The sequence below is a fragment of the Streptomyces sp. NPDC020807 genome (genome assembly GCF_040641575.1).
Lineage (GTDB): Bacteria > Actinomycetota > Actinomycetes > Streptomycetales > Streptomycetaceae > Streptomyces.
In genome coordinates, this window is sequence record NZ_JBFADU010000002.1 from 392,650 (window position 1) to 411,590 (window position 18,941).

An 18,941-nucleotide genomic window follows, 5' to 3' on the forward strand; every position below is an offset into this window, starting at 1 on the left:
GAGTCGCTTGACCGAAGGGCGGTCACCCCGGTTTTCCGGGGTGGCCGCCCTTCGGCGTGTCAGCGGGCGGTGATCTCCCGGGTTGGCCGTTCGTGTACGGGACCTTCAGCGCGTTCCACGGGGCCGCGCCCGGGGGCCCGTCGGCGTCCGCACCACGGAAGCCGAGCTTCCGCTGCTACTTCACGTAGCTGAGGCGGTCGGCCTCGCTCCGTCGGGGGCCGGGCCCTACGGCGTACGCGGGACAGAGCGGTTCGCGCCCCGGTGGAGTGGTCGGGCATCCAGCGCGGCCCGTCCTGGTCCTCGACGTCGTGATCAGCGGCATGCCGGCGTGCAGGTCGCCGACCCAGGCGCCGCCGCGGCGGTTCACCAGGACGGCGCTCGTGGTGCCGTCGAAGCCGGCCGGCGCGGGCGGCTGCGACGGTGACGCCGGCGAGGGCGAGGGCGGGGGCGGGGGCGGGGGCGGTACGCGGACGGCGGAGCCGCGTCCCGTCCTGCGGGCGCAGGTCCGCGCTGCACCAACTGCGACAGCGGTCGTGCGCGCACGCAACCAGAAACGGGAGGTGCTCCTCAAAGCCAGGTCAGAGGCCCGATAGGTTGGCCGCCACCGACCCCAGGGAGCCGCCATGCCCCCCGCCCGCCACCACCGCCCCCGCCTCCTCTACGTCACCGACCTCGCCTACCCCGCCCGCGGCCGCCGCTACGGCGACGAGGACATCCACCTCACCGCCCGCCTCCGCGCCGACTTCGACCTCGCCCTCTGCCACCCGCTCGACGCGGCCGCCCTCATGGACGGCTTCGACGCCGTCGTCGTCCGCAACAGCGGCCCCGTCCTCGCCTACCAGGAGGCGTACGAGGAGTTCCGCGCCCGGGCCATGGCCGCCGGGACCCGCGTCTACAACCCGCTCCACGGCCGCGGTGACATGGCCGGAAAGCAGTACCTCCTCGACCTCACCGCCGCCGGCTACCCCGTCATCCCCACCGTCGACCGCCCCGAGGACCTCCACCGCCTCCCCGACGCCGCGCGCTACGCGGTCAAGCCCAGGGCCGGCGCCGACTCCATAGGCCTGCGCTTCCTCCCGTACGGGGAACTCGCCGGCCTCGACCTCGACGGGCTCCTCGTCCAGCCGGGGATCGACTTCCGCTACGAGGTCTCCCTCTACTTCGTCGACGACCTCTTCCAGTACGCCCTGTACGCCCCCGACCCCGAGCGCCGATGGGTCCTGGAGCCGTACGAGCCCACCGCCGACGACCTCGCCTTCGCCCGCCGCTTCGTCGACTGGAACACCCTCGACCACGGCATCCAGCGGGTCGACGCCTGCCGCACGCCCGAGGGCGGCCTCCTCCTCGTCGAGCTGGAGGACCTCAACCCGTACCTCTCCCTCGACCGCGTGACCGAGCCCGTGAGGGAACGTTTCGTCACCGCCTTCGCCGACTCCCTGCACGCCTTCCTCCGGACGTAGGACGGCACGACGCAAGCGCCCTGGGCCGGTGTGAACCGGGCACAGGCCGCCTCCTCCAGCCGTCGGTGACGTCCCGGACGGTGTCGGAGACGTGGAGCCGGATCGGGTCGGCGACGTGGCCGGGGACGGCGAGTCCGTGGCGCTGTTCGCGCAGCAGCGCCGCGCGCCGGGCGGCGCGCGAAGACGACGGACGGGGAGAGGCCGGCGCACGCGGCGGCGGCCTGTCAGGGGGACGGGTCGGGCTGGAACGGTTCTCCACGTTCGGGGGCCACCCCGGGGCGCAGAGGGGCGAGCGACTGGCAGCCGACGATGGAGGGCTTCGCCCGCTGGCTCGGCGTCCCCGACGAGCGCCTCGGCGTCTTCGTCAAGGTCGTCAACCAGTTCCTGGAGCCCGACGAGGAAAGTGCGGACGAAGCGGCCGGAGCCGGGGCCAGGCGCGCCGCCCGCGACTGAACCGCAGGTCGGCCGGTCGCACCCCGCCCGCACCCGCCCCGCGCGCGTCGTCCCACGCCTCGGGACACGCCCGGGGCTCCGAGCGCGTGGGCATTTGTTTTGACCGGAGTCCATGCGATAGGTACGCTCATGCCTTGTGCCTGGGGTGTGCCTGGGGTCGTGTGCGTGTCTTCAGCCGCACGGCGAGCCCGATCAACGGCCACCGCAATCCGCGCCTTTTCCGCCCCCGGTGGAGGTCCGCGGGATTCGACACACCCGACCGCGTGGGTCGGCGAATGTTCCAGGTTAGTTTTACCGACGGCACACAGAAACCGGAGAAGTAGTGCCTACGATCCAGCAGCTGGTCCGTAAGGGCCGGCAGGACAAGGTCGAGAAGAACAAGACGCCCGCACTTGAGGGTTCCCCTCAGCGTCGTGGCGTCTGCACGCGTGTGTTCACGACCACCCCGAAGAAGCCGAACTCGGCCCTCCGTAAGGTCGCGCGTGTGCGTCTGACCTCGGGCATCGAGGTCACGGCCTACATTCCGGGTGAGGGTCACAACCTGCAGGAGCACTCCATCGTGCTCGTGCGCGGTGGCCGTGTGAAGGACCTTCCGGGTGTTCGCTACAAGATCATCCGCGGTTCCCTCGACACGCAGGGCGTCAAGAACCGTAAGCAGGCTCGCAGCCGCTACGGCGCCAAGAAGGAGAAGTAAGAATGCCTCGTAAGGGCCCCGCCCCGAAGCGCCCGGTCATCATCGACCCGGTCTACAGCTCTCCTCTTGTCACCTCGCTGATCAACAAGATCCTGCTTGACGGCAAGCGTTCCACCGCCGAGCGCATCGTGTACGGCGCCATGGAGGGTCTTCGCGAGAAGACCGGCCAGGACCCGGTCATCACGCTGAAGCGCGCGCTTGAGAACGTCAAGCCGTCCCTCGAGGTCAAGTCCCGCCGTGTCGGTGGCGCCACCTACCAGGTGCCGATCGAGGTCAAGCCGGGCCGCGCGTCCACCCTTGCCCTCCGCTGGCTCGTCGGTTACTCCCGCGCCCGTCGCGAGAAGACCATGACCGAGCGCCTCCTGAACGAGCTCCTCGACGCCTCCAACGGCCTCGGCGCTTCGGTCAAGAAGCGTGAGGACACGCACAAGATGGCCGAGTCCAACAAGGCCTTCGCGCACTACCGCTGGTAGTCGCAACCCACATCGAGACCGAGAGAAGACTGAAGCCTTATGGCTACCACTTCGCTTGACCTGGCCAAGGTGCGCAACATCGGCATCATGGCCCACATCGACGCGGGCAAGACGACCACCACCGAGCGGATCCTGTTCTACACCGGCGTTTCGTACAAGATCGGTGAGGTCCACGACGGCGCTGCCACGATGGACTGGATGGAGCAGGAGCAGGAGCGTGGCATCACGATCACGTCCGCTGCCACCACCTGCCACTGGCCGCTCGAGAACGTCGACCACACGATCAACATCATCGACACGCCGGGTCACGTCGACTTCACCGTCGAGGTGGAGCGTTCGCTGCGCGTGCTCGACGGCGCTGTGACCGTGTTCGACGGCGTGGCCGGTGTCGAGCCCCAGTCCGAGACTGTCTGGCGTCAGGCGGACCGCTACGGCGTTCCGCGTATCTGCTTCGTCAACAAGCTCGACCGCACGGGCGCCGACTTCCTGCGCTGCGTCGACATGATCGTGGAGCGCCTCGGCGCGACCCCGATCGTCATGCAGCTCCCGATCGGTGCCGAGGCCGACTTCGAGGGCGTCATCGACCTCGTCCGCATGAAGGCTCTTGTCTGGTCCGCCGAGGCCACCAAGGGTGAGATGTACGACGTCGTCGACATCCCCGCGGACAAGGCCGAGCTGGCCGACGAGTACCGCGCCAAGATGGTCGAGACCATCGCGGAGAACGACGAGCAGCTCATGGAGCTCTTCCTCGAGGGCGTCGAGCCCACCGAGGAGCAGCTCTACGCCGCTGTCCGCCGCATCACCATTGCCTCTGGCAAGGGTGGCGACACCACGGTGACCCCGGTCTTCTGTGGCACCGCGTTCAAGAACAAGGGCGTTCAGCCCCTGCTCGACGCCGTCGTCCGCTACCTCCCGTCGCCGCTCGACGTCGAGGCCATCGAGGGCCACGACGTCCGGGACGCCGAGGTCGTCGTGAAGCGCAAGCCGTCCGACGACGAGCCGCTGGCCGCCCTCGCGTTCAAGATCGCGAGCGACCCGCACCTGGGCAAGCTCACCTTCGTCCGGATCTACTCCGGTCGCCTGGAGGCCGGCACCGCGGTGCTGAACTCCGTCAAGGGCAAGAAGGAGCGCATCGGCAAGATCTACCGCATGCACGCGAACAAGCGTGAGGAGATCGACTCGGTGGGCGCCGGCGACATCGTCGCCGTCATGGGCCTCAAGCAGACCACCACCGGTGAGACGCTGTGCGACGAGAAGAACCCGGTCATCCTGGAGTCCATGGACTTCCCGGCCCCGGTTATTCAGGTCGCCATCGAGCCCAAGTCCAAGGGTGACCAGGAGAAGCTGGGTGTCGCCATCCAGCGTCTCGCGGAGGAGGACCCCTCCTTCCAGGTTCACGCTGACGAGGAGACCGGCCAGACCATCATCGGTGGTATGGGCGAGCTTCACCTCGACATCCTCGTCGACCGCATGCGTCGCGAGTTCAAGGTCGAGGCGAACGTCGGCAAGCCGCAGGTCGCGTACCGCGAGACGATCCGCAAGACCGTCGAGCGCGTGGACTACACCCACAAGAAGCAGACCGGTGGTACCGGTCAGTTCGCCAAGGTGCAGATCGCGATCGAGCCGATCACGGACGGCGACGCCACGTACGAGTTCGTGAACAAGGTCACCGGTGGCCGCATCCCGAAGGAGTACATCCCTTCGGTCGGCGCCGGTGCGCAGGAGGCCATGCAGTTCGGCATCCTGGCCGGCTACGAGATGACCGGCGTCCGCGTCATCCTTCTCGACGGCGGCTACCACGAGGTCGACTCCTCCGAGCTCGCGTTCAAGATCGCCGGCTCGCAGGCCTTCAAGGAGGCCGCGCGCAAGGCTTCTCCCGTCATCCTTGAGCCGATGATGGCCGTTGAGGTCACCACGCCCGAGGACTACATGGGTGAGGTCATTGGCGACATCAACTCCCGCCGTGGCCAGATCCAGGCCATGGAGGAGCGTCACGGTGCTCGCATCGTGAAGGGCCTCGTGCCCCTCTCGGAGATGTTCGGCTACGTCGGAGACCTCCGCAGCAAGACCTCGGGTCGCGCAAGCTACTCGATGCAGTTCGACTCCTACGCCGAGGTTCCGCGGAACGTCGCCGAGGAGATCATCGCGAAGGCCAAGGGCGAGTAACTCTCCCGAGTTCACGCTTTAGGCTTGACACCAGTCGTCGGGGCTCGGCCCCGGAACCCCGAGGTGCGACCCCGGCGACTGGCATCCCAGCAAAGATCACCTGGCGCCGATGAAGCAAGGCGTACAGAACCACTCCACAGGAGGAACCAGTGGCGAAGGCGAAGTTCGAGCGGACTAAGCCGCACGTCAACATCGGCACCATCGGTCACATTGACCACGGTAAGACGACCCTCACGGCCGCCATTACCAAGGTGCTGCACGACGCGTACCCGGACCTGAACGAGGCCTCGGCCTTCGACCAGATCGACAAGGCTCCCGAGGAGCGCCAGCGCGGTATCACGATCTCGATCGCGCACGTCGAGTACCAGACGGAGTCGCGTCACTACGCGCACGTCGACTGCCCCGGTCACGCTGACTACATCAAGAACATGATCACGGGTGCGGCGCAGATGGACGGCGCCATCCTCGTGGTCGCCGCCACCGACGGCCCGATGCCGCAGACCAAGGAGCACGTCCTCCTTGCTCGCCAGGTCGGCGTTCCGTACATCGTCGTCGCCCTGAACAAGGCCGACATGGTGGACGACGAGGAGATCCTGGAGCTCGTCGAGCTCGAGGTCCGTGAGCTCCTCTCCGAGTACGAGTTCCCGGGCGACGACCTGCCGGTCGTCCGCGTCTCCGCGCTCAAGGCCCTCGAGGGCGACGCTGAGTGGGGCGGCAAGCTCCTCGACCTCATGAAGGCCGTGGACGAGTCCATCCCGCAGCCCGAGCGTGACGTCGACAAGCCGTTCCTGATGCCGATCGAGGACGTCTTCACGATCACCGGTCGTGGCACCGTCGTCACCGGTCGTATCGAGCGTGGTGTCCTCAAGGTCAACGAGACCGTCGACATCATCGGCATCAAGACCGAGAAGACCACCACCACGGTCACCGGCATCGAGATGTTCCGCAAGCTCCTCGACGAGGGCCAGGCCGGTGAGAACGTCGGTCTGCTCCTCCGTGGCATCAAGCGCGAGGACGTCGAGCGCGGCCAGGTCATCATCAAGCCGGGCTCGGTCACGCCGCACACCAACTTCGAGGCGCAGGCGTACATCCTGTCGAAGGACGAGGGTGGCCGTCACACCCCGTTCTTCAACAACTACCGCCCGCAGTTCTACTTCCGTACCACGGACGTGACCGGCGTCGTGACCCTCCCCGAGGGCACCGAGATGGTCATGCCGGGCGACAACACCTCCATGTCCGTTGAGCTGATCCAGCCCATCGCCATGGAGGAGGGCCTCAAGTTCGCCATCCGTGAGGGTGGCCGGACCGTCGGCGCCGGCCAGGTCGTCAAGATCACTGCCTGATCTTGAACTGACCTGGTAGCTCGTCAGAGCTGCTGAGCAGTAAGGGAAGGCCCCGCACCGCAAGGTGCGGGGCCTTCTCGCGTTCCGGGACGTCGTCCGGTATCCGCTAAGGCCGCCAGGACCACGGGTGGCCGTCCGCGCCGAGTCCGACGACCGTCACCCCGCGCGCGCCGACGTGCAGCGCCGTCGCCACCGCCGTCCCCGGGGCCGTACGGAGCCGTTCGCCCGCCCTGAGTACGGGCCGCCCCTTCGCGTCCGTGCCGAGCAGGACGGTGCCCAGCGCCGCCGAGCGCGCGGCGACCACGGCCCCGTACCCGTCGAGCCCGGCGTCACCCGCCGGGCCGAGCAGCTCCGCCGCGGCGGGCGGCCGGTAGTACAGCTCGCCGTCGGCCGAGGCGACCGCGGAGCCGGAGAGCGGCAGCCGTTCCGGCCGCGGGAGGCCGTCGACCCAGTGCCGTACGGACGCGCGCCCGGCCGCGTACAGATGGACCCGGCCCGCCGCGTCGAGCGAGACCGCCAGGCCGTCCTGGACCTCCGCGCCGGTCCCGGCGCCGGGAAGCGCCTCCCACGGGCCCCAGGAGCCGCCCTCCGCCTCCCGTACGCGCGTCGAGACGCCCTTGTCCGCGTTCCGTACGAAGAGGTGGACGCGGCCGTCGGGGGCCGCGACCGCCACCGGGGCGCCGATCCGCCGCCCCCGGTCGTCCCCGCGCTCCGGGCCGCCGAGGCCGCGCCAGGCGAGGAACGGCCCGCCGGGGGAGCGCTGTTCGAGGAGCACCACCTCGCGCCGGTTCGGCCCGCCGTGCCCTTCGAGCGCGGCGAACCGCACGCCGAAGAGCAGGACCCGCCCGTCGCCGAGGACCGCCGGGCCGAGCGCCGGCGCGAGCGGCCCGCCGCCGAGGTCCTCGGGCTCGCCCCACGCCCCCTCGTCCTCCTCCCGCCACCGCACCGCGCGCAGCCCGAGCACCCCGTACGCCGTCAGGCGGCCGTCGGCGCCCTCCGCCAGCGCCGGACCCCGGACGGGCCAGCGGTGGTGCGTCGAGCGCACCCAGCCCTTCCGGTTGGTGAGCGGCCGGTCGCCGCCCACGGCGTAGTCGCCGCAGCCCGAGGGGTTGCCGCAGGCCCAGGACGGGTCGCCGCCGTACGGGACGAGGTGGGCGGCCTTCTCCCGGAGGACCCCGGGCGGCAGGTTCTTGGGCCAGTGCCGGTTGTAGTAGCCGCGGAAGGCGGTCGTGGCGAAGGCCGGGACCGGCGCCCCGTCCCGTACCGCCTCGGAGACCCAGCGGCTCAGCGCGGCCCAGGTGAAGCAGGCGACGGCCGTGTGGTCACCGTGGTCCTCGTACCCCGGCTGCTCGCTGTCCCGCCGCCGCTCGGCCTCGTCGCCCGTCCCGATGTCGGGGTCCGGGTCGAGGGTGTGGACGACGGTCGGGCGGTAGCGGCGCAGGAGCCCGACGAGGACGCCGACCAGGCCGTCGTAGTCGTACGGCTCCGAGCGCGTCAGCGGCGAACCGGCCGGCAGGTGCGTCGGCAGTTCGAGGGCCCGGTCGTGCCAGAGCGCGGGGACGGCCGTGTACCGGCGGCTCGTGTGCATCGGCAGGTTGAGGAAGACGAGCTCGACCCGGCGCCGGCCGCTCGTGAGCGTGGCGACCTCGGCGTGCCGGCCGCCCGGGAGCGTGACGGCCTCCCGCCGCCACCGCGTGAAGAGGGGGAGCCCGAGCGCGCCCGCGTACGCCTGGCGCAGGCCCTGGTGGCGGGCGGAGGAGTACGCGGCCGGGTCCGGGGGAGTCTCCGGCATCCCCGCGATCCGGTTCCGCCCGGTGTGCTCGCCGGCCGTCACGTACACCGAGACGAGCGGCACCCCGGAGTCGAGCAGCCGCTGCGTGTCCGGGTTCATGAAGTACAGGTCGTCGTCCGGGTGCGCGGAGACCTGGAGGAGCAGCGCCCGGCGGGCCCGCGCGGGGGCGATCGGCCTGCCGGGGGCCGGGTCGGCGGTCGGCGCGGTCCTGCGCGGCTCGGGCACGGAGCAGCCGGAGACCGCGGCGACGACGGCGAGCGCGGTGGCGAGCACCGACCTGCGGCGGGGGGCTGTCGTCACGTGCGCGGTCCGTTCCCTCGACTTCTCCGTCGTGATCAAGACGTCTGTCCGGTACCCGTGGTTGTGTACGGACGCGCCTTTCGCTGCGAGGATTCACCCGACGGAAAAAGATCTTCGAAGAAACGCGCACGCCGATGTCGAGCCCCGGCTCCGGGCTCCGACCCAGGGGTGACAGTGCGCCACGGGGGCGCGCGGAACACGGAGGACACCCTCATGAAGTACGTCGCGATGATCTACGGCAACCAGGCCAAGTGGGACTCCTTCCCCGCCGAGGCCTGGCCCGAGGCGATCGCCCGCCAGGACGCCTTCAACCGCAGGTACCGGGAGAGCGGCGAGCTCATCGGCGCGTACGGCCTCGCGGACGCGGCCGCCGCGCAGCTCGTACGGCGCGAGGGCGGTGCCCCGGCGGTCACCGACGGGCCGTACCTGGAGACGAAGGAGTACCTGGCGAGCTTCTACCTGCTCGACTGCGAGAGCCTGGAGCGCGCCCAGGAGATCGCCGCCGACATGCCCTTCGCCGACGTCGACCCCGTCGAGCTCTGGCCCGTCCTGCACGAGGCGGCGGCGGACGCGTGAGCGGTTCCGCCGAGGTCGAGGACCTGCTGCGCGCGTCCGCGCCGCGGGTCCTCGGCGCGCTCGTCCGCAGGTACGGCGACTTCGACCTCTGCGAGGACGCCGTCCAGGAGGCCCTGATCGCCGCGGCCCGGCAGTGGCCCGGCGACGGGGTCCCCGACAACCCGCGCGGCTGGCTGCTGACCGTCGCCGGGCGGCGGTACGTGGACCTCGTGCGCGCCGAGGCCGCGCGCCGCCGCCGCGAGGACGCCGTCGCGCTCGCCACGCCCGACTCCGCGCTCCTCGCGCGGGCGGCCGACGAGAGCGCGGACGGCGACCGCGACGACTCCCTGGCGCTGCTCTTCCTCTGCTGCCACCCCGAGCTGTCCCCGCCGAGCCGGATCGCGCTCACGCTGCGGGCCGTCGGCGGCCTCACCACCGCGCAGATCGCCGCCGCCTTCCTCGTACCCGAGGCGACGATGGCGCAGCGGATCAGCCGGGCCAAGCAGACGATCAGGGCGGCCGGCGGCGGGTTCGAGCTGACGGCGGGGGAGGACCGGGCGGCCCGGCTCGCGGAGGTCCGGCACGTCCTCTATCTGGTCTTCAACGAGGGGTACACGGCAAGCGGCGGCGAGGACCTCACCGCGCCCGCGCTCTCCACCGAGGCGATCCGGCTGACCAGGCTCCTGCTCCGCCTCGTGCCCGAGGACACCGAGACGGCGGGGCTGCTCGCCCTCATGCTGCTCACGGACGCCCGGCGCCCGGCCCGCACGGGCCCGCACGGGGAGCTCGTGCCGCTCGCGGAGCAGGACCGGGGGAGCTGGGACGGCGCACTGATCGCCGAGGGCGTCGAGCTGCTCGGCCGCACCCTGCCGCTCGGCCGGGTCGGCCCGTACCAGCTCCAGGCGGCCATCGCCGCCGTCCACGACGAGGCGGAGTCGGCCGAGGTGACGGACTGGCCGCAGGTCCTCGCCCTGTACGAGCTACTGGAGCGGACCGGCCCCAACCCGATGATCACGCTCAACCGGGCGGTGGCGGTCGCGATGGTCCACGGCCCGGCGGCCGGCCTGGAGCTCCTGGACGACCTGGCGGGGGACAAGCGGCTCGCCCGCCACCACCGGCTGCTCGCCACCCGCGCGCACCTGCTCGAACTGCTCGGGAGGGGGGAGGAGGCGGCTCTCGCCTACCGGGAGGCGGCCCGCCGCGCGACCAGCGCGCCCGAGCGGCGGCATCTGACGGAGCGGGCCCGGCGGCTCGGCTGAGGCCCGTACGCCGAGAATTCCCGGGGCCGACGCGTGCCCCGGCGCGTACCCCCGAGTGACGTGGGGTACAGTCTTCGCTCCTGATTGGCGGCGAGATGGCCGCGTATGGCAGACTGTCAGGGTTGCTCGGTTGAGTGCCGATGCTGCGCGCCTCCCGTCGGGAGGACCGGAAGCGAGTCCCACAGTACTCGTCGACCCCTCGGGTCGGACGTACGGGAATCTTCTGGGAAGCGTCAGCGGGGTGCCTGCCAGGCTCCCGGTGGGTGTTCTGCCCCCGACTCGCGGTCTTGGGACCGCACCCCCTTGGTTGGGAAATCCTTAGGGATTTCTGCGTAGAGGGAGTGCGACACGCCCGACCGCGTGGGTCGGAGGAGGACGGCGCTTCCCAGGAAGCACAGTCGACCGGATGCCAGAGCGTTAAGAGACAAAGGACTACTAGTAGCCATGGCGGGACAGAAGATCCGCATCCGGCTCAAGGCCTACGACCACGAGGTCATCGACTCTTCGGCGAAGAAGATCGTCGAGACGGTGACCCGCACTGGTGCGTCGGTCGCGGGCCCGGTGCCGCTGCCCACTGAGAAGAACGTGTACTGCGTCATCAAGTCGCCGCACAAGTACAAGGACTCGCGCGAGCACTTCGAGATGCGCACGCACAAGCGCCTCATCGACATCCTCGACCCCACGCCGAAGACGGTTGACTCGCTCATGCGTCTCGACCTGCCGGCGGGCGTCGACATCGAGATCAAGCTCTGAGGTGACGCGCGAGATGGCTAAGAACATCAAGGGCATCCTGGGCGAGAAGCTCGGCATGACGCAGGTCTGGGACGAGAACAACCGGGTCGTCCCGGTGACCGTCGTCAAGGCTGGCCCGAATGTCGTGACCCAGGTCCGTACGAACGACAGCGACGGCTACGAGTCGGTCCAGATCGCCTTCGGCGAGATCGACCCGCGCAAGGTGAACAAGCCCCTCAAGGGTCACTTCGCCAAGGCCGACGTCACCCCGCGCCGCCACCTGGTGGAGCTCCGCACCGCTGACGCCTCCGAGTACACGCTCGGCCAGGAGATCACCGCCGAGCTCTTCGAGGCCGGCGTCAAGGTCGACGTCACCGGCAAGAGCAAGGGCAAGGGCTTCGCCGGTGTCATGAAGCGCCACAACTTCCGTGGTGGCAAGGCGTCGCACGGTGCCCACCGCGTGCACCGCAAGCCCGGTTCCATCGGTGGCTGCGCCACCCCGGGCCGTGTCTTCAAGGGCATGCGCATGGCCGGTCGCATGGGCAACGAGCGTGTGACCACCCAGAACCTGACCGTCCACGCCGTTGACGCCGAGAAGGGTCTGCTGCTCATCAAGGGCGCCGTCCCCGGCCCCAACGGTGGCCTCGTCCTGGTCCGCACCGCGGCCAAGGGGGTTTGAGGAACCGATGAGCACCATTGACATCCTTTCGCCGTCTGGCGACAAGGCCGGGACCGTCGAGCTCCCCGCGGAGATCTTCGGCGCCAAGGTCAGCGTTCCGCTGATCCACCAGGTCGTCGTCGCGCAGCTGGCCGCGGCCCGTCAGGGCACGCACAAGACCAAGACCCGTGGCGAAGTCCGTGGTGGTGGCAAGAAGCCTTACCGCCAGAAGGGCACCGGCCGCGCCCGTCAGGGTTCGACCCGCGCCCCGCAGTTCGCCGGTGGTGGCGTCGTGCACGGTCCCGTGCCGCGTGACTACTCGCAGCGGACCCCGAAGAAGATGAAGGCCGCCGCCCTCCGCGGTGCCCTGTCGGACCGGGCGAACCACTCCCGCATCCACGTCGTCACCGGCGTGGTCGAGGGTGCCGTCTCCACCAAGGCCGCCAAGACGCTGCTCGGCAAGATCTCGGAGCGCAAGAACCTGCTCCTGGTCGTCGAGCGTGCCGACGAGGCCGCGTGGCTGTCCGCCCGCAACCTGCCCCAGGTGCACATCCTGGAGCCGGGCCAGCTCAACACGTACGACGTGATCGTCTCCGACGACGTGGTCTTCACCCAGGCCGCCCTCGAGTCCTTCGTGTCTGGCCCCCAGACCGCTGAGACCGAAGGGAGCGACGCCTGATGACTGAGGCCGTCGTCACCAGCAAGACCTTCTCGGACCCGCGCGACATTCTCGTCAAGCCGGTTGTCTCGGAGAAGAGCTACGCCCTGCTGGACGAGAACAAGTACACGTTCATCGTCGCGCCTGGCTCCAACAAGACCCAGATCAAGCAGGCCGTCGAGGCGGTCTTCTCGGTCAAGGTCACCGGGGTCAACACGATCAACCGCCAGGGTAAGCGCAAGCGCACCAAGGCCGGTTTCGGCAAGCGCAAGGACACCAAGCGCGCCATCGTGACCCTTGCCGAGGGCAACCGTATCGACATCTTCGGCGGTCCGACCGCCTAAGGGCGGTCTGGATCGTCCGGAATCGGACGAGGACTGAGAAATGGGAATCCGCAAGTACAAGCCGACTACGCCGGGCCGTCGTGGCTCTTCCGTAGCCGACTTCGTCGAGATCACGCGGTCCACGCCGGAGAAGTCGCTGGTCCGCCCCCTGCACAGCAAGGGCGGCCGTAACAACACCGGTCGTGTGACCGTCCGCCACCAGGGCGGTGGCCACAAGCGCGCCTACCGTGTGATCGACTTCCGTCGTCACGACAAGGACGGCGTGCCGGCGAAGGTCGCTCACATCGAGTACGACCCCAACCGCACCGCGCGCATCGCGCTGCTCCACTACCTGGACGGCGAGAAGCGCTACATCATCGCCCCCAAGGGTCTGACGCAGGGTGACCGCGTCGAGAACGGCCCCGGCGCTGACATCAAGCCCGGCAACAACCTGGCGCTCCGCAACATCCCGGTCGGTACCACGATCCACGCGATCGAGCTCCGTCCCGGTGGCGGCGCCAAGTTCGCTCGCTCCGCTGGTGCCTCCGTGCAGCTGCTCGCGAAGGAGGGGACCATGGTCCACCTTCGCATGCCGTCCGGTGAGATCCGTCTCGTCGACGCCCGCTGCCGCGCCACCATCGGCGAGGTCGGCAACGCCGAGCAGTCGAACATCAACTGGGGCAAGGCCGGCCGTAAGCGCTGGCTGGGCGTTCGCCCGACCGTTCGCGGTGTGGCGATGAACCCGGTCGACCACCCGCACGGTGGTGGTGAGGGCAAGACCTCCGGTGGTCGCCACCCGGTCTCCCCGTGGGGTCAGAAGGAGGGTCGTACTCGTTCGCCGAAGAAGGCTTCGAACAAGTACATCGTCCGCCGCCGCAAGACGAACAAGAAGCGCTAGGAGCGGGTTTAGATGCCGCGCAGTCTCAAGAAGGGACCCTTCGTCGACGGCCACCTCGTCAAGAAGGTGGACGCCCAGAACGAAGCCGGTACCAAGAACGTCATCAAGACCTGGTCCCGTCGCTCGATGATCATCCCGGCCATGCTCGGCCACACGATCGCGGTGCACAACGGCAAGACCCACATTCCGGTGTTTGTCACCGAGTCGATGGTCGGCCACAAGCTCGGCGAGTTCTCGCCGACGCGCACCTTCCGGGGTCACGTGAAGGACGACCGGAAGTCGAAGCGCCGCTAGTAGCGGGGTGGAATGACCATGACAGACACTGGAAGGACAACCATGGAAGCCAGGGCCCAGGCGCGGTACATCCGCGTTACGCCCATGAAGGCCCGCCGTGTGGTGGACCTTATCCGTGGCATGGATGCCACGGAGGCTCAGGCGGTCCTGCGTTTCGCCCCGCAGGCCGCGAGCGTGCCGGTTGGCAAGGTGCTGGACAGCGCCATCGCCAATGCCGCGCACAACTACGACCACTCGGACGCCTCTTCGCTGTTCATCAGCGAGGCGTTCGTCGATGAGGGCCCGACCCTGAAGCGGTTCCGTCCGCGTGCCCAGGGCCGTGCCTACCGGATCCGTAAGCGGACCAGCCACATCACCGTGGTCGTCAGCAGCAAGGAAGGAACCCGGTAATGGGCCAGAAGGTTAACCCGCATGGGTTCCGGCTCGGCATCACCACGGACTTCAAGTCCCGCTGGTACGCCGACAAGCTGTACAAGGACTACGTCAAGGAAGACGTCGCCATCCGTCGGATGATGACGTCCGGCATGGAGCGCGCCGGCATCTCGAAGGTTGAGATCGAGCGCACCCGTGACCGTGTGCGTGTGGACATCCACACCGCGCGTCCCGGCATCGTCATCGGCCGCCGTGGCGCCGAGGCCGACCGCATCCGCGGCGACCTCGAGAAGCTCACGGGCAAGCAGGTCCAGCTGAACATCCTCGAGGTCAAGAACCCCGAGATGGACGCCCAGCTGGTCGCTCAGGCCGTTGCCGAGCAGCTCTCCTCCCGCGTCTCCTTCCGTCGCGCCATGCGTAAGAGCATGCAGGGCACGATGAAGGCCGGCGCCAAGGGCATCAAGGTCCAGTGCGGTGGCCGTCTCGGCGGCGCCGAGATGTCCCGCTCGGAGTTCTACCGCGAGGGTCGTGTGCCGCTGCACACGCTCCGCGCGAACGTGGACTACGGCTTCTTCGAGGCCAAGACGACCTTCGGTCGCATTGGCGTCAAGGTCTGGATCTACAAGGGCGACGTCAAGAACATCGCCGAGGTCCGCGCCGAGAACGCTGCGGCCCGTGCGGGTAACCGCCCGGCCCGTGGTGCCGGCGCTGGCGACCGCCCGGCCGGCCGTGGTGGCCGCGGTGGCGAGCGTGGCGGCCGCGGCCGCAAGCCGCAGCAGTCGGCTCCGGCCGCCGAGGCCCCCAAGGCCGAGGCCGCCGCCGCTGCTCCGGCTGAGAGCACCGGAACGGAGGCCTGACCGACATGCTGATCCCCCGTAGGGTCAAGCACCGCAAGCAGCACCACCCGAAGCGCTCCGGCGCGAGCAAGGGTGGTACTCAGGTCGCGTTCGGCGAGTACGGCATTCAGGCCCTCACGCCGGCGTACGTGACCAACCGCCAGATCGAGGCGGCTCGTATCGCGATGACCCGCCACATCAAGCGTGGCGGCAAGGTCTGGATCAACATCTACCCGGACCGCCCGCTGACGAAGAAGCCCGCCGAGACCCGCATGGGTTCCGGTAAGGGTTCTCCGGAGTGGTGGATCGCGAACGTCAAGCCGGGTCGGGTGATGTTCGAACTGTCCTACCCGAACGAGAAGATCGCGCGCGAGGCCCTCACCCGTGCGGCCCACAAGCTGCCGATGAAGTGCAAGATCGTGAAGCGCGAAGCAGGTGAGCTGTGATGTCGGCCGGTACCAAGGCGTCCGAGCTGCGCGAGCTGGGCAACGAGGAGCTTCTCAACAAGCTCCGCGAGGCCAAGGAAGAGCTGTTCAACCTCCGCTTCCAGGCGGCGACGGGTCAGCTCGAGAACCACGGTCGGCTCAAGTCCGTCCGTAAGGACATCGCCCGGATCTACACCCTGATGCGCGAGCGCGAGCTGGGCATCGAGACGGTGGAGAACGTCTGATGAGCGAGAGCAACGTGACTGAGAAGACCGAGCGCAACGCTCGTAAGGTCCGCGAGGGCCTCGTCGTCAGCGACAAGATGGACAAGACCGTCGTCGTCGCTGTCGAGGACCGCGTGAAGCACGCGCTGTACGGCAAGGTCATCCGCCGTACGAACAAGCTCAAGGCTCACGACGAGCAGAACGCTGCCGGCATCGGTGACCGCGTCCTCCTGATGGAGACCCGGAAGCTGTCGTCGACGAAGCACTGGCGCGTCGTCGAGATCCTCGAGAAGGCCAAGTAAGGAATTTCCCGCGAGGGAAATCCAAAAGTTCCGCTCGCGGGGTTTCCCGCGAGTCAGTTCCGCCAGGCTCGGCCGGGGCTTCCCTGAGAAGCCCCGGCCGGGAACCGGCAGACAAATCAGGAGATAGACGTGATCCAGCAGGAGTCGCGACTGCGTGTCGCCGACAACACTGGTGCCAAGGAGATCCTTTGCATCCGTGTTCTCGGTGGCTCGGGTCGCCGCTACGCGGGCATCGGTGACGTCATCGTCGCCACCGTCAAGGACGCGATCCCCGGTGGCAACGTGAAGAAGGGTGACGTCGTCAAGGCGGTCATCGTTCGCACCGTCAAGGAGCGCCGCCGCCAGGACGGCTCGTACATCCGCTTTGACGAGAACGCCGCTGTCATTCTCAAGAACGACGGCGACCCTCGTGGCACCCGTATCTTCGGCCCGGTCGGCCGTGAGCTGCGCGAGAAGAAGTTCATGAAGATCATCTCGCTCGCGCCGGAGGTGCTGTAAGCATGAAGATCAAGAAGGGCGACCTGGTCCAGGTCATCACCGGTAAGGACAAGGGCAAGCAGGGCAAGGTCATCACGGCCTTCCCCAGCGAGAACCGCGTCCTCGTCGAGGGTGTCAACCGGGTCAAGAAGCACACCAAGGCCGGCCCGTCGCAGGCCGGTGGCATCGTCACGACCGAGGCTCCGGTCCACGTCTCCAACGTCCAGCTGGTCGTGGAGAAGGACGGCAAGAAGGTCGTCACGCGTGTCGGTTACCGCTTCGACGACGAGGGCAACAAGATCCGCGTTGCCAAGCGGACGGGTGAGGACATCTGATGGCTACCACCACTCCGCGTCTCAAGACGAAGTACCGCGAGGAGATCGCGGGCAAGCTGCGTGAGGAGTTCTCGTACGAGAACGTCATGCAGGTTCCCGGCCTCGTGAAGATCGTGGTCAACATGGGTGTCGGCGACGCCGCCCGTGACTCGAAGCTGATCGACGGTGCGATCCGCGACCTGACCACCATCACGGGTCAGAAGCCGGCCGTCACCAAGGCCCGCAAGTCCATCGCGCAGTTCAAGCTGCGCGAGGGCCAGCCGATCGGTGCGCACGTCACCCTCCGTGGCGACCGCATGTGGGAGTTCCTGGACCGCACCCTGTCGCTCGCGCTTCCGCGCATCCGCGACTTCCGTGGTCTGTCCCCCAAGCAGTTCGACGGGCGTGGCAACTACACCTTCGGTCTCACGGAGCAGGTCATGTTCCACGAGATCGACCAGGACAAGATCGACCGTGTCCGGGGTATGGACATCACCGTGGTGACCACGGCGACCAACGACGACGAGGGCCGTGCCCTTCTGCGTCACCTCGGCTTCCCCTTCAAGGAGGCGTAAGCGAGATGGCGAAGAAGGCTCTCATCGCGAAGGCTGCCCGCAAGCCCAAGTTCGGCGTGCGTGGCTACACGCGCTGCCAGCGCTGTGGTCGTCCCCACTCCGTGTACCGCAAGTTCGGCCTGTGCCGCGTGTGCCTCCGTGAGATGGCTCACCGTGGCGAGCTGCCGGGCGTGACCAAGAGCTCCTGGTAATCCCCTAGTTGGGATGACCGGAGTCTCTCGGTAAGCATTGGTCGGCGGATGCCCGGCCCCGCATGCCTTAGGCTTGTGTGGTTGGGCGTCCGCCGCCCGTACGACTTACTACGCCGTAGGTCCCCGCGCCGCACCCGTCCCGCCCCTGTGTGGGGAGAGGGATGGCGCACTGGAAACCCCGGCGAGAGAGGCCGAAGGCCAATTCATGACCATGACTGATCCGATCGCGGACATGCTGACTCGTCTGCGTAACGCGAACTCGGCATACCACGACTCCGTGACGATGCCGCACAGCAAGATCAAGTCTCACATCGCGGAGATCCTCCAGCAGGAGGGCTTCATCACGGGCTGGAAGGTCGAGGACGCCGAGGTCGGCAAGAACCTCGTCCTCGAGCTCAAGTTCGGTCCGAACCGTGAGCGCTCCATCGCGGGCATCAAGCGGATCTCGAAGCCCGGCCTCCGGGTCTACGCGAAGTCCACCAACCTGCCGAAGGTTCTCGGCGGCCTGGGCGTGGCGATCATCTCCACGTCCCACGGTCTCCTGACCGGCCAGCAGGCAGGCAAGAAGGGCGTAGGTGGGGAAGTCCTCGCCTACGTCTGGTAGTCGGGAACGGAGGAATAGCTAATGTCGCGTATTGGCAAGCTGCCTATCCAGGTTCCCGCCGGCGTGGACGTCACCATCGAGGGCCGCACGGTCACGGTGAAGGGTTCCAAGGGCACCCTGAGCCACACCGTCGCCGCGCCGATCGAGATCGTTAAGGGCGAGGATGGCGTTCTGAACGTCAACCGTCCGAACGACGAGCGTCAGAACAAGGCCCTTCACGGCCTGTCCCGCACGCTGGTGGCCAACATGATCACCGGTGTGACCCAGGGTTACGTGAAGGCGCTCGAGATCAGCGGTGTCGGTTACCGCGTGGCCGCGAAGGGCTCCGGTCTGGAGTTCCAGCTCGGCTACAGCCACCCGATCGTGGTCGAGGCGCCCGAGGGCATCTCGTTCAAGGTCGAGTCGCCGACCAAGTTCTCGGTCGAGGGCATCGACAAGCAGAAGGTCGGCGAGGTCGCGGCGAACATCCGCAAGCTGCGGAAGCCCGACCCGTACAAGGCCAAGGGCGTCAAGTACGCCGGCGAGGTCATCCGCCGCAAGGTCGGAAAGGCTGGTAAGTAAGC

At 68.5% G+C, this 18,941-nt stretch carries 26 protein-coding genes and 1 pseudogene; 25 read left to right on the top strand and 2 right to left on the bottom strand.

Features of this window, described 5'->3' with window-relative positions; translation table 11 throughout:
• Positions 1-22: 22 nt before the first annotated feature.
• Positions 23-244, bottom strand: a pseudogene (locus AB0G79_RS04900) (hypothetical protein); the annotation flags it as partial.
• 379 nt (positions 245-623) lie between these two features.
• Here AB0G79_RS04900 and AB0G79_RS04905 point away from each other — a divergent pair.
• The 6 genes from AB0G79_RS04905 (at position 624) to tuf (ending at position 6,589) form a co-directional block, all read left to right on the top strand.
• Positions 624-1,460 carry a hypothetical protein gene (locus tag AB0G79_RS04905; protein ID WP_360800205.1) on the top strand — a complete coding sequence of 279 codons (837 nt, stop codon included), beginning with the start codon at positions 624-626 and terminating at the stop codon, positions 1,458-1,460.
• A gap of 309 nt (positions 1,461-1,769) precedes the next feature.
• Positions 1,770-1,913 (top strand): hypothetical protein, encoded by a 144-nt coding sequence (locus tag AB0G79_RS04910; protein ID WP_360800207.1) that lies wholly within the window; start codon positions 1,770-1,772, stop codon positions 1,911-1,913.
• A gap of 322 nt (positions 1,914-2,235) precedes the next feature.
• Positions 2,236-2,607, top strand: a complete 372-nt coding sequence (gene rpsL / locus AB0G79_RS04915) for a 30S ribosomal protein S12 (protein ID WP_003948652.1) — start codon at positions 2,236-2,238, stop codon at positions 2,605-2,607.
• Between the two features lie 2 nt (positions 2,608-2,609).
• A complete protein-coding gene (rpsG, locus tag AB0G79_RS04920) occupies positions 2,610-3,080 on the top strand; it encodes a 30S ribosomal protein S7 (protein WP_055641845.1) in 471 nt (156 codons plus the stop codon).
• A 39-nt stretch (positions 3,081-3,119) separates the two neighbouring features.
• The gene (gene fusA / locus AB0G79_RS04925) at positions 3,120-5,246 is read left to right on the top strand and encodes an elongation factor G (protein WP_360800209.1); all 2,127 of its coding nucleotides are present in this window, start codon (positions 3,120-3,122) and stop codon (positions 5,244-5,246) included.
• Positions 5,247-5,395: 149 nt separating this feature from the next.
• Entirely contained in the window at positions 5,396-6,589 is a 1,194-nt protein-coding gene (gene tuf, locus AB0G79_RS04930) for an elongation factor Tu (protein WP_360800212.1), read from the top strand.
• A 106-nt stretch (positions 6,590-6,695) separates the two neighbouring features.
• On the opposite strand, the gene AB0G79_RS04935 is transcribed toward tuf, so the two are convergent.
• Complete coding sequence (locus tag AB0G79_RS04935) at positions 6,696-8,681, bottom strand: PIG-L family deacetylase (protein WP_360800214.1); 1,986 nt, start codon at positions 8,679-8,681, stop codon at positions 6,696-6,698.
• Between the two features lie 213 nt (positions 8,682-8,894).
• On the opposite strand from AB0G79_RS04935, the gene AB0G79_RS04940 reads away from it, so the two are divergent.
• The 19 genes from AB0G79_RS04940 (at position 8,895) to rplF (ending at position 18,939) form a co-directional block, all read left to right on the top strand.
• Complete coding sequence (locus tag AB0G79_RS04940) at positions 8,895-9,257, top strand: YciI family protein (RefSeq protein ID WP_360800217.1); 363 nt, start codon at positions 8,895-8,897, stop codon at positions 9,255-9,257.
• Positions 9,254-10,495 (top strand): DUF6596 domain-containing protein, encoded by a 1,242-nt coding sequence (locus AB0G79_RS04945; protein WP_360800219.1) that lies wholly within the window; start codon positions 9,254-9,256, stop codon positions 10,493-10,495. The genes AB0G79_RS04940 and AB0G79_RS04945 overlap by 4 nt, the downstream gene beginning before the upstream one ends.
• Before the next feature lie 444 nt (positions 10,496-10,939).
• Positions 10,940-11,248, top strand: a complete 309-nt coding sequence (rpsJ, locus tag AB0G79_RS04950) for a 30S ribosomal protein S10 (RefSeq protein WP_003948644.1) — start codon at positions 10,940-10,942, stop codon at positions 11,246-11,248.
• A 13-nt stretch (positions 11,249-11,261) separates the two neighbouring features.
• On the top strand, positions 11,262-11,906 hold the full coding sequence (gene rplC / locus AB0G79_RS04955; protein ID WP_360800221.1) for a 50S ribosomal protein L3: 645 nt from the start codon (positions 11,262-11,264) through the stop codon (positions 11,904-11,906).
• Positions 11,907-11,913: 7 nt separating this feature from the next.
• Positions 11,914-12,564 (top strand): 50S ribosomal protein L4, encoded by a 651-nt coding sequence (gene rplD, locus AB0G79_RS04960; protein WP_360800224.1) that lies wholly within the window; start codon positions 11,914-11,916, stop codon positions 12,562-12,564.
• On the top strand, positions 12,564-12,887 hold the full coding sequence (rplW, locus tag AB0G79_RS04965; protein WP_024755407.1) for a 50S ribosomal protein L23: 324 nt from the start codon (positions 12,564-12,566) through the stop codon (positions 12,885-12,887). The genes rplD and rplW overlap by 1 nt, the downstream gene beginning before the upstream one ends.
• A 40-nt stretch (positions 12,888-12,927) precedes the next feature.
• Positions 12,928-13,764 carry a 50S ribosomal protein L2 gene (rplB, locus tag AB0G79_RS04970; protein ID WP_360800227.1) on the top strand — a complete coding sequence of 279 codons (837 nt, stop codon included), beginning with the start codon at positions 12,928-12,930 and terminating at the stop codon, positions 13,762-13,764.
• 12 nt (positions 13,765-13,776) lie between these two features.
• Entirely contained in the window at positions 13,777-14,058 is a 282-nt protein-coding gene (rpsS, locus tag AB0G79_RS04975) for a 30S ribosomal protein S19 (RefSeq protein ID WP_015035577.1), read from the top strand.
• A gap of 42 nt (positions 14,059-14,100) precedes the next feature.
• Positions 14,101-14,448 carry a 50S ribosomal protein L22 gene (gene rplV, locus AB0G79_RS04980; RefSeq protein WP_135332555.1) on the top strand — a complete coding sequence of 116 codons (348 nt, stop codon included), beginning with the start codon at positions 14,101-14,103 and terminating at the stop codon, positions 14,446-14,448.
• Positions 14,448-15,287, top strand: a complete 840-nt coding sequence (rpsC, locus tag AB0G79_RS04985; RefSeq protein WP_360800230.1) for a 30S ribosomal protein S3 — start codon at positions 14,448-14,450, stop codon at positions 15,285-15,287. Before rplV ends, rpsC begins: the two co-directional genes overlap by 1 nt.
• A gap of 5 nt (positions 15,288-15,292) precedes the next feature.
• A complete protein-coding gene (gene rplP / locus AB0G79_RS04990) occupies positions 15,293-15,712 on the top strand; it encodes a 50S ribosomal protein L16 (RefSeq protein WP_017239579.1) in 420 nt (139 codons plus the stop codon).
• Complete coding sequence (gene rpmC / locus AB0G79_RS04995; protein ID WP_056552388.1) at positions 15,712-15,936, top strand: 50S ribosomal protein L29; 225 nt, start codon at positions 15,712-15,714, stop codon at positions 15,934-15,936. The genes rplP and rpmC overlap by 1 nt, the downstream gene beginning before the upstream one ends.
• On the top strand, positions 15,936-16,217 hold the full coding sequence (gene rpsQ, locus AB0G79_RS05000) for a 30S ribosomal protein S17 (protein WP_024755411.1): 282 nt from the start codon (positions 15,936-15,938) through the stop codon (positions 16,215-16,217). The genes rpmC and rpsQ overlap by 1 nt, the downstream gene beginning before the upstream one ends.
• 129 nt (positions 16,218-16,346) lie before the next feature.
• Positions 16,347-16,715, top strand: coding sequence for a 50S ribosomal protein L14 (gene rplN / locus AB0G79_RS05005; protein ID WP_003956455.1), 369 nt, complete (start codon positions 16,347-16,349; stop codon positions 16,713-16,715).
• Positions 16,716-16,717: 2 nt separating this feature from the next.
• Positions 16,718-17,029 (top strand): 50S ribosomal protein L24, encoded by a 312-nt coding sequence (rplX, locus tag AB0G79_RS05010; RefSeq protein WP_017239581.1) that lies wholly within the window; start codon positions 16,718-16,720, stop codon positions 17,027-17,029.
• Entirely contained in the window at positions 17,026-17,583 is a 558-nt protein-coding gene (rplE, locus tag AB0G79_RS05015) for a 50S ribosomal protein L5 (RefSeq protein WP_086024646.1), read from the top strand. Before rplX ends, rplE begins: the two co-directional genes overlap by 4 nt.
• 5 nt (positions 17,584-17,588) lie before the next feature.
• A complete protein-coding gene (locus AB0G79_RS05020; RefSeq protein WP_003948630.1) occupies positions 17,589-17,774 on the top strand; it encodes a type Z 30S ribosomal protein S14 in 186 nt (61 codons plus the stop codon).
• 205 nt (positions 17,775-17,979) lie between these two features.
• Complete coding sequence (rpsH, locus tag AB0G79_RS05025; protein ID WP_015035585.1) at positions 17,980-18,378, top strand: 30S ribosomal protein S8; 399 nt, start codon at positions 17,980-17,982, stop codon at positions 18,376-18,378.
• A 21-nt stretch (positions 18,379-18,399) separates the two neighbouring features.
• The gene (gene rplF, locus AB0G79_RS05030) at positions 18,400-18,939 is read left to right on the top strand and encodes a 50S ribosomal protein L6 (protein ID WP_360800235.1); all 540 of its coding nucleotides are present in this window, start codon (positions 18,400-18,402) and stop codon (positions 18,937-18,939) included.
• Positions 18,940-18,941 lie beyond the last annotated feature (2 nt).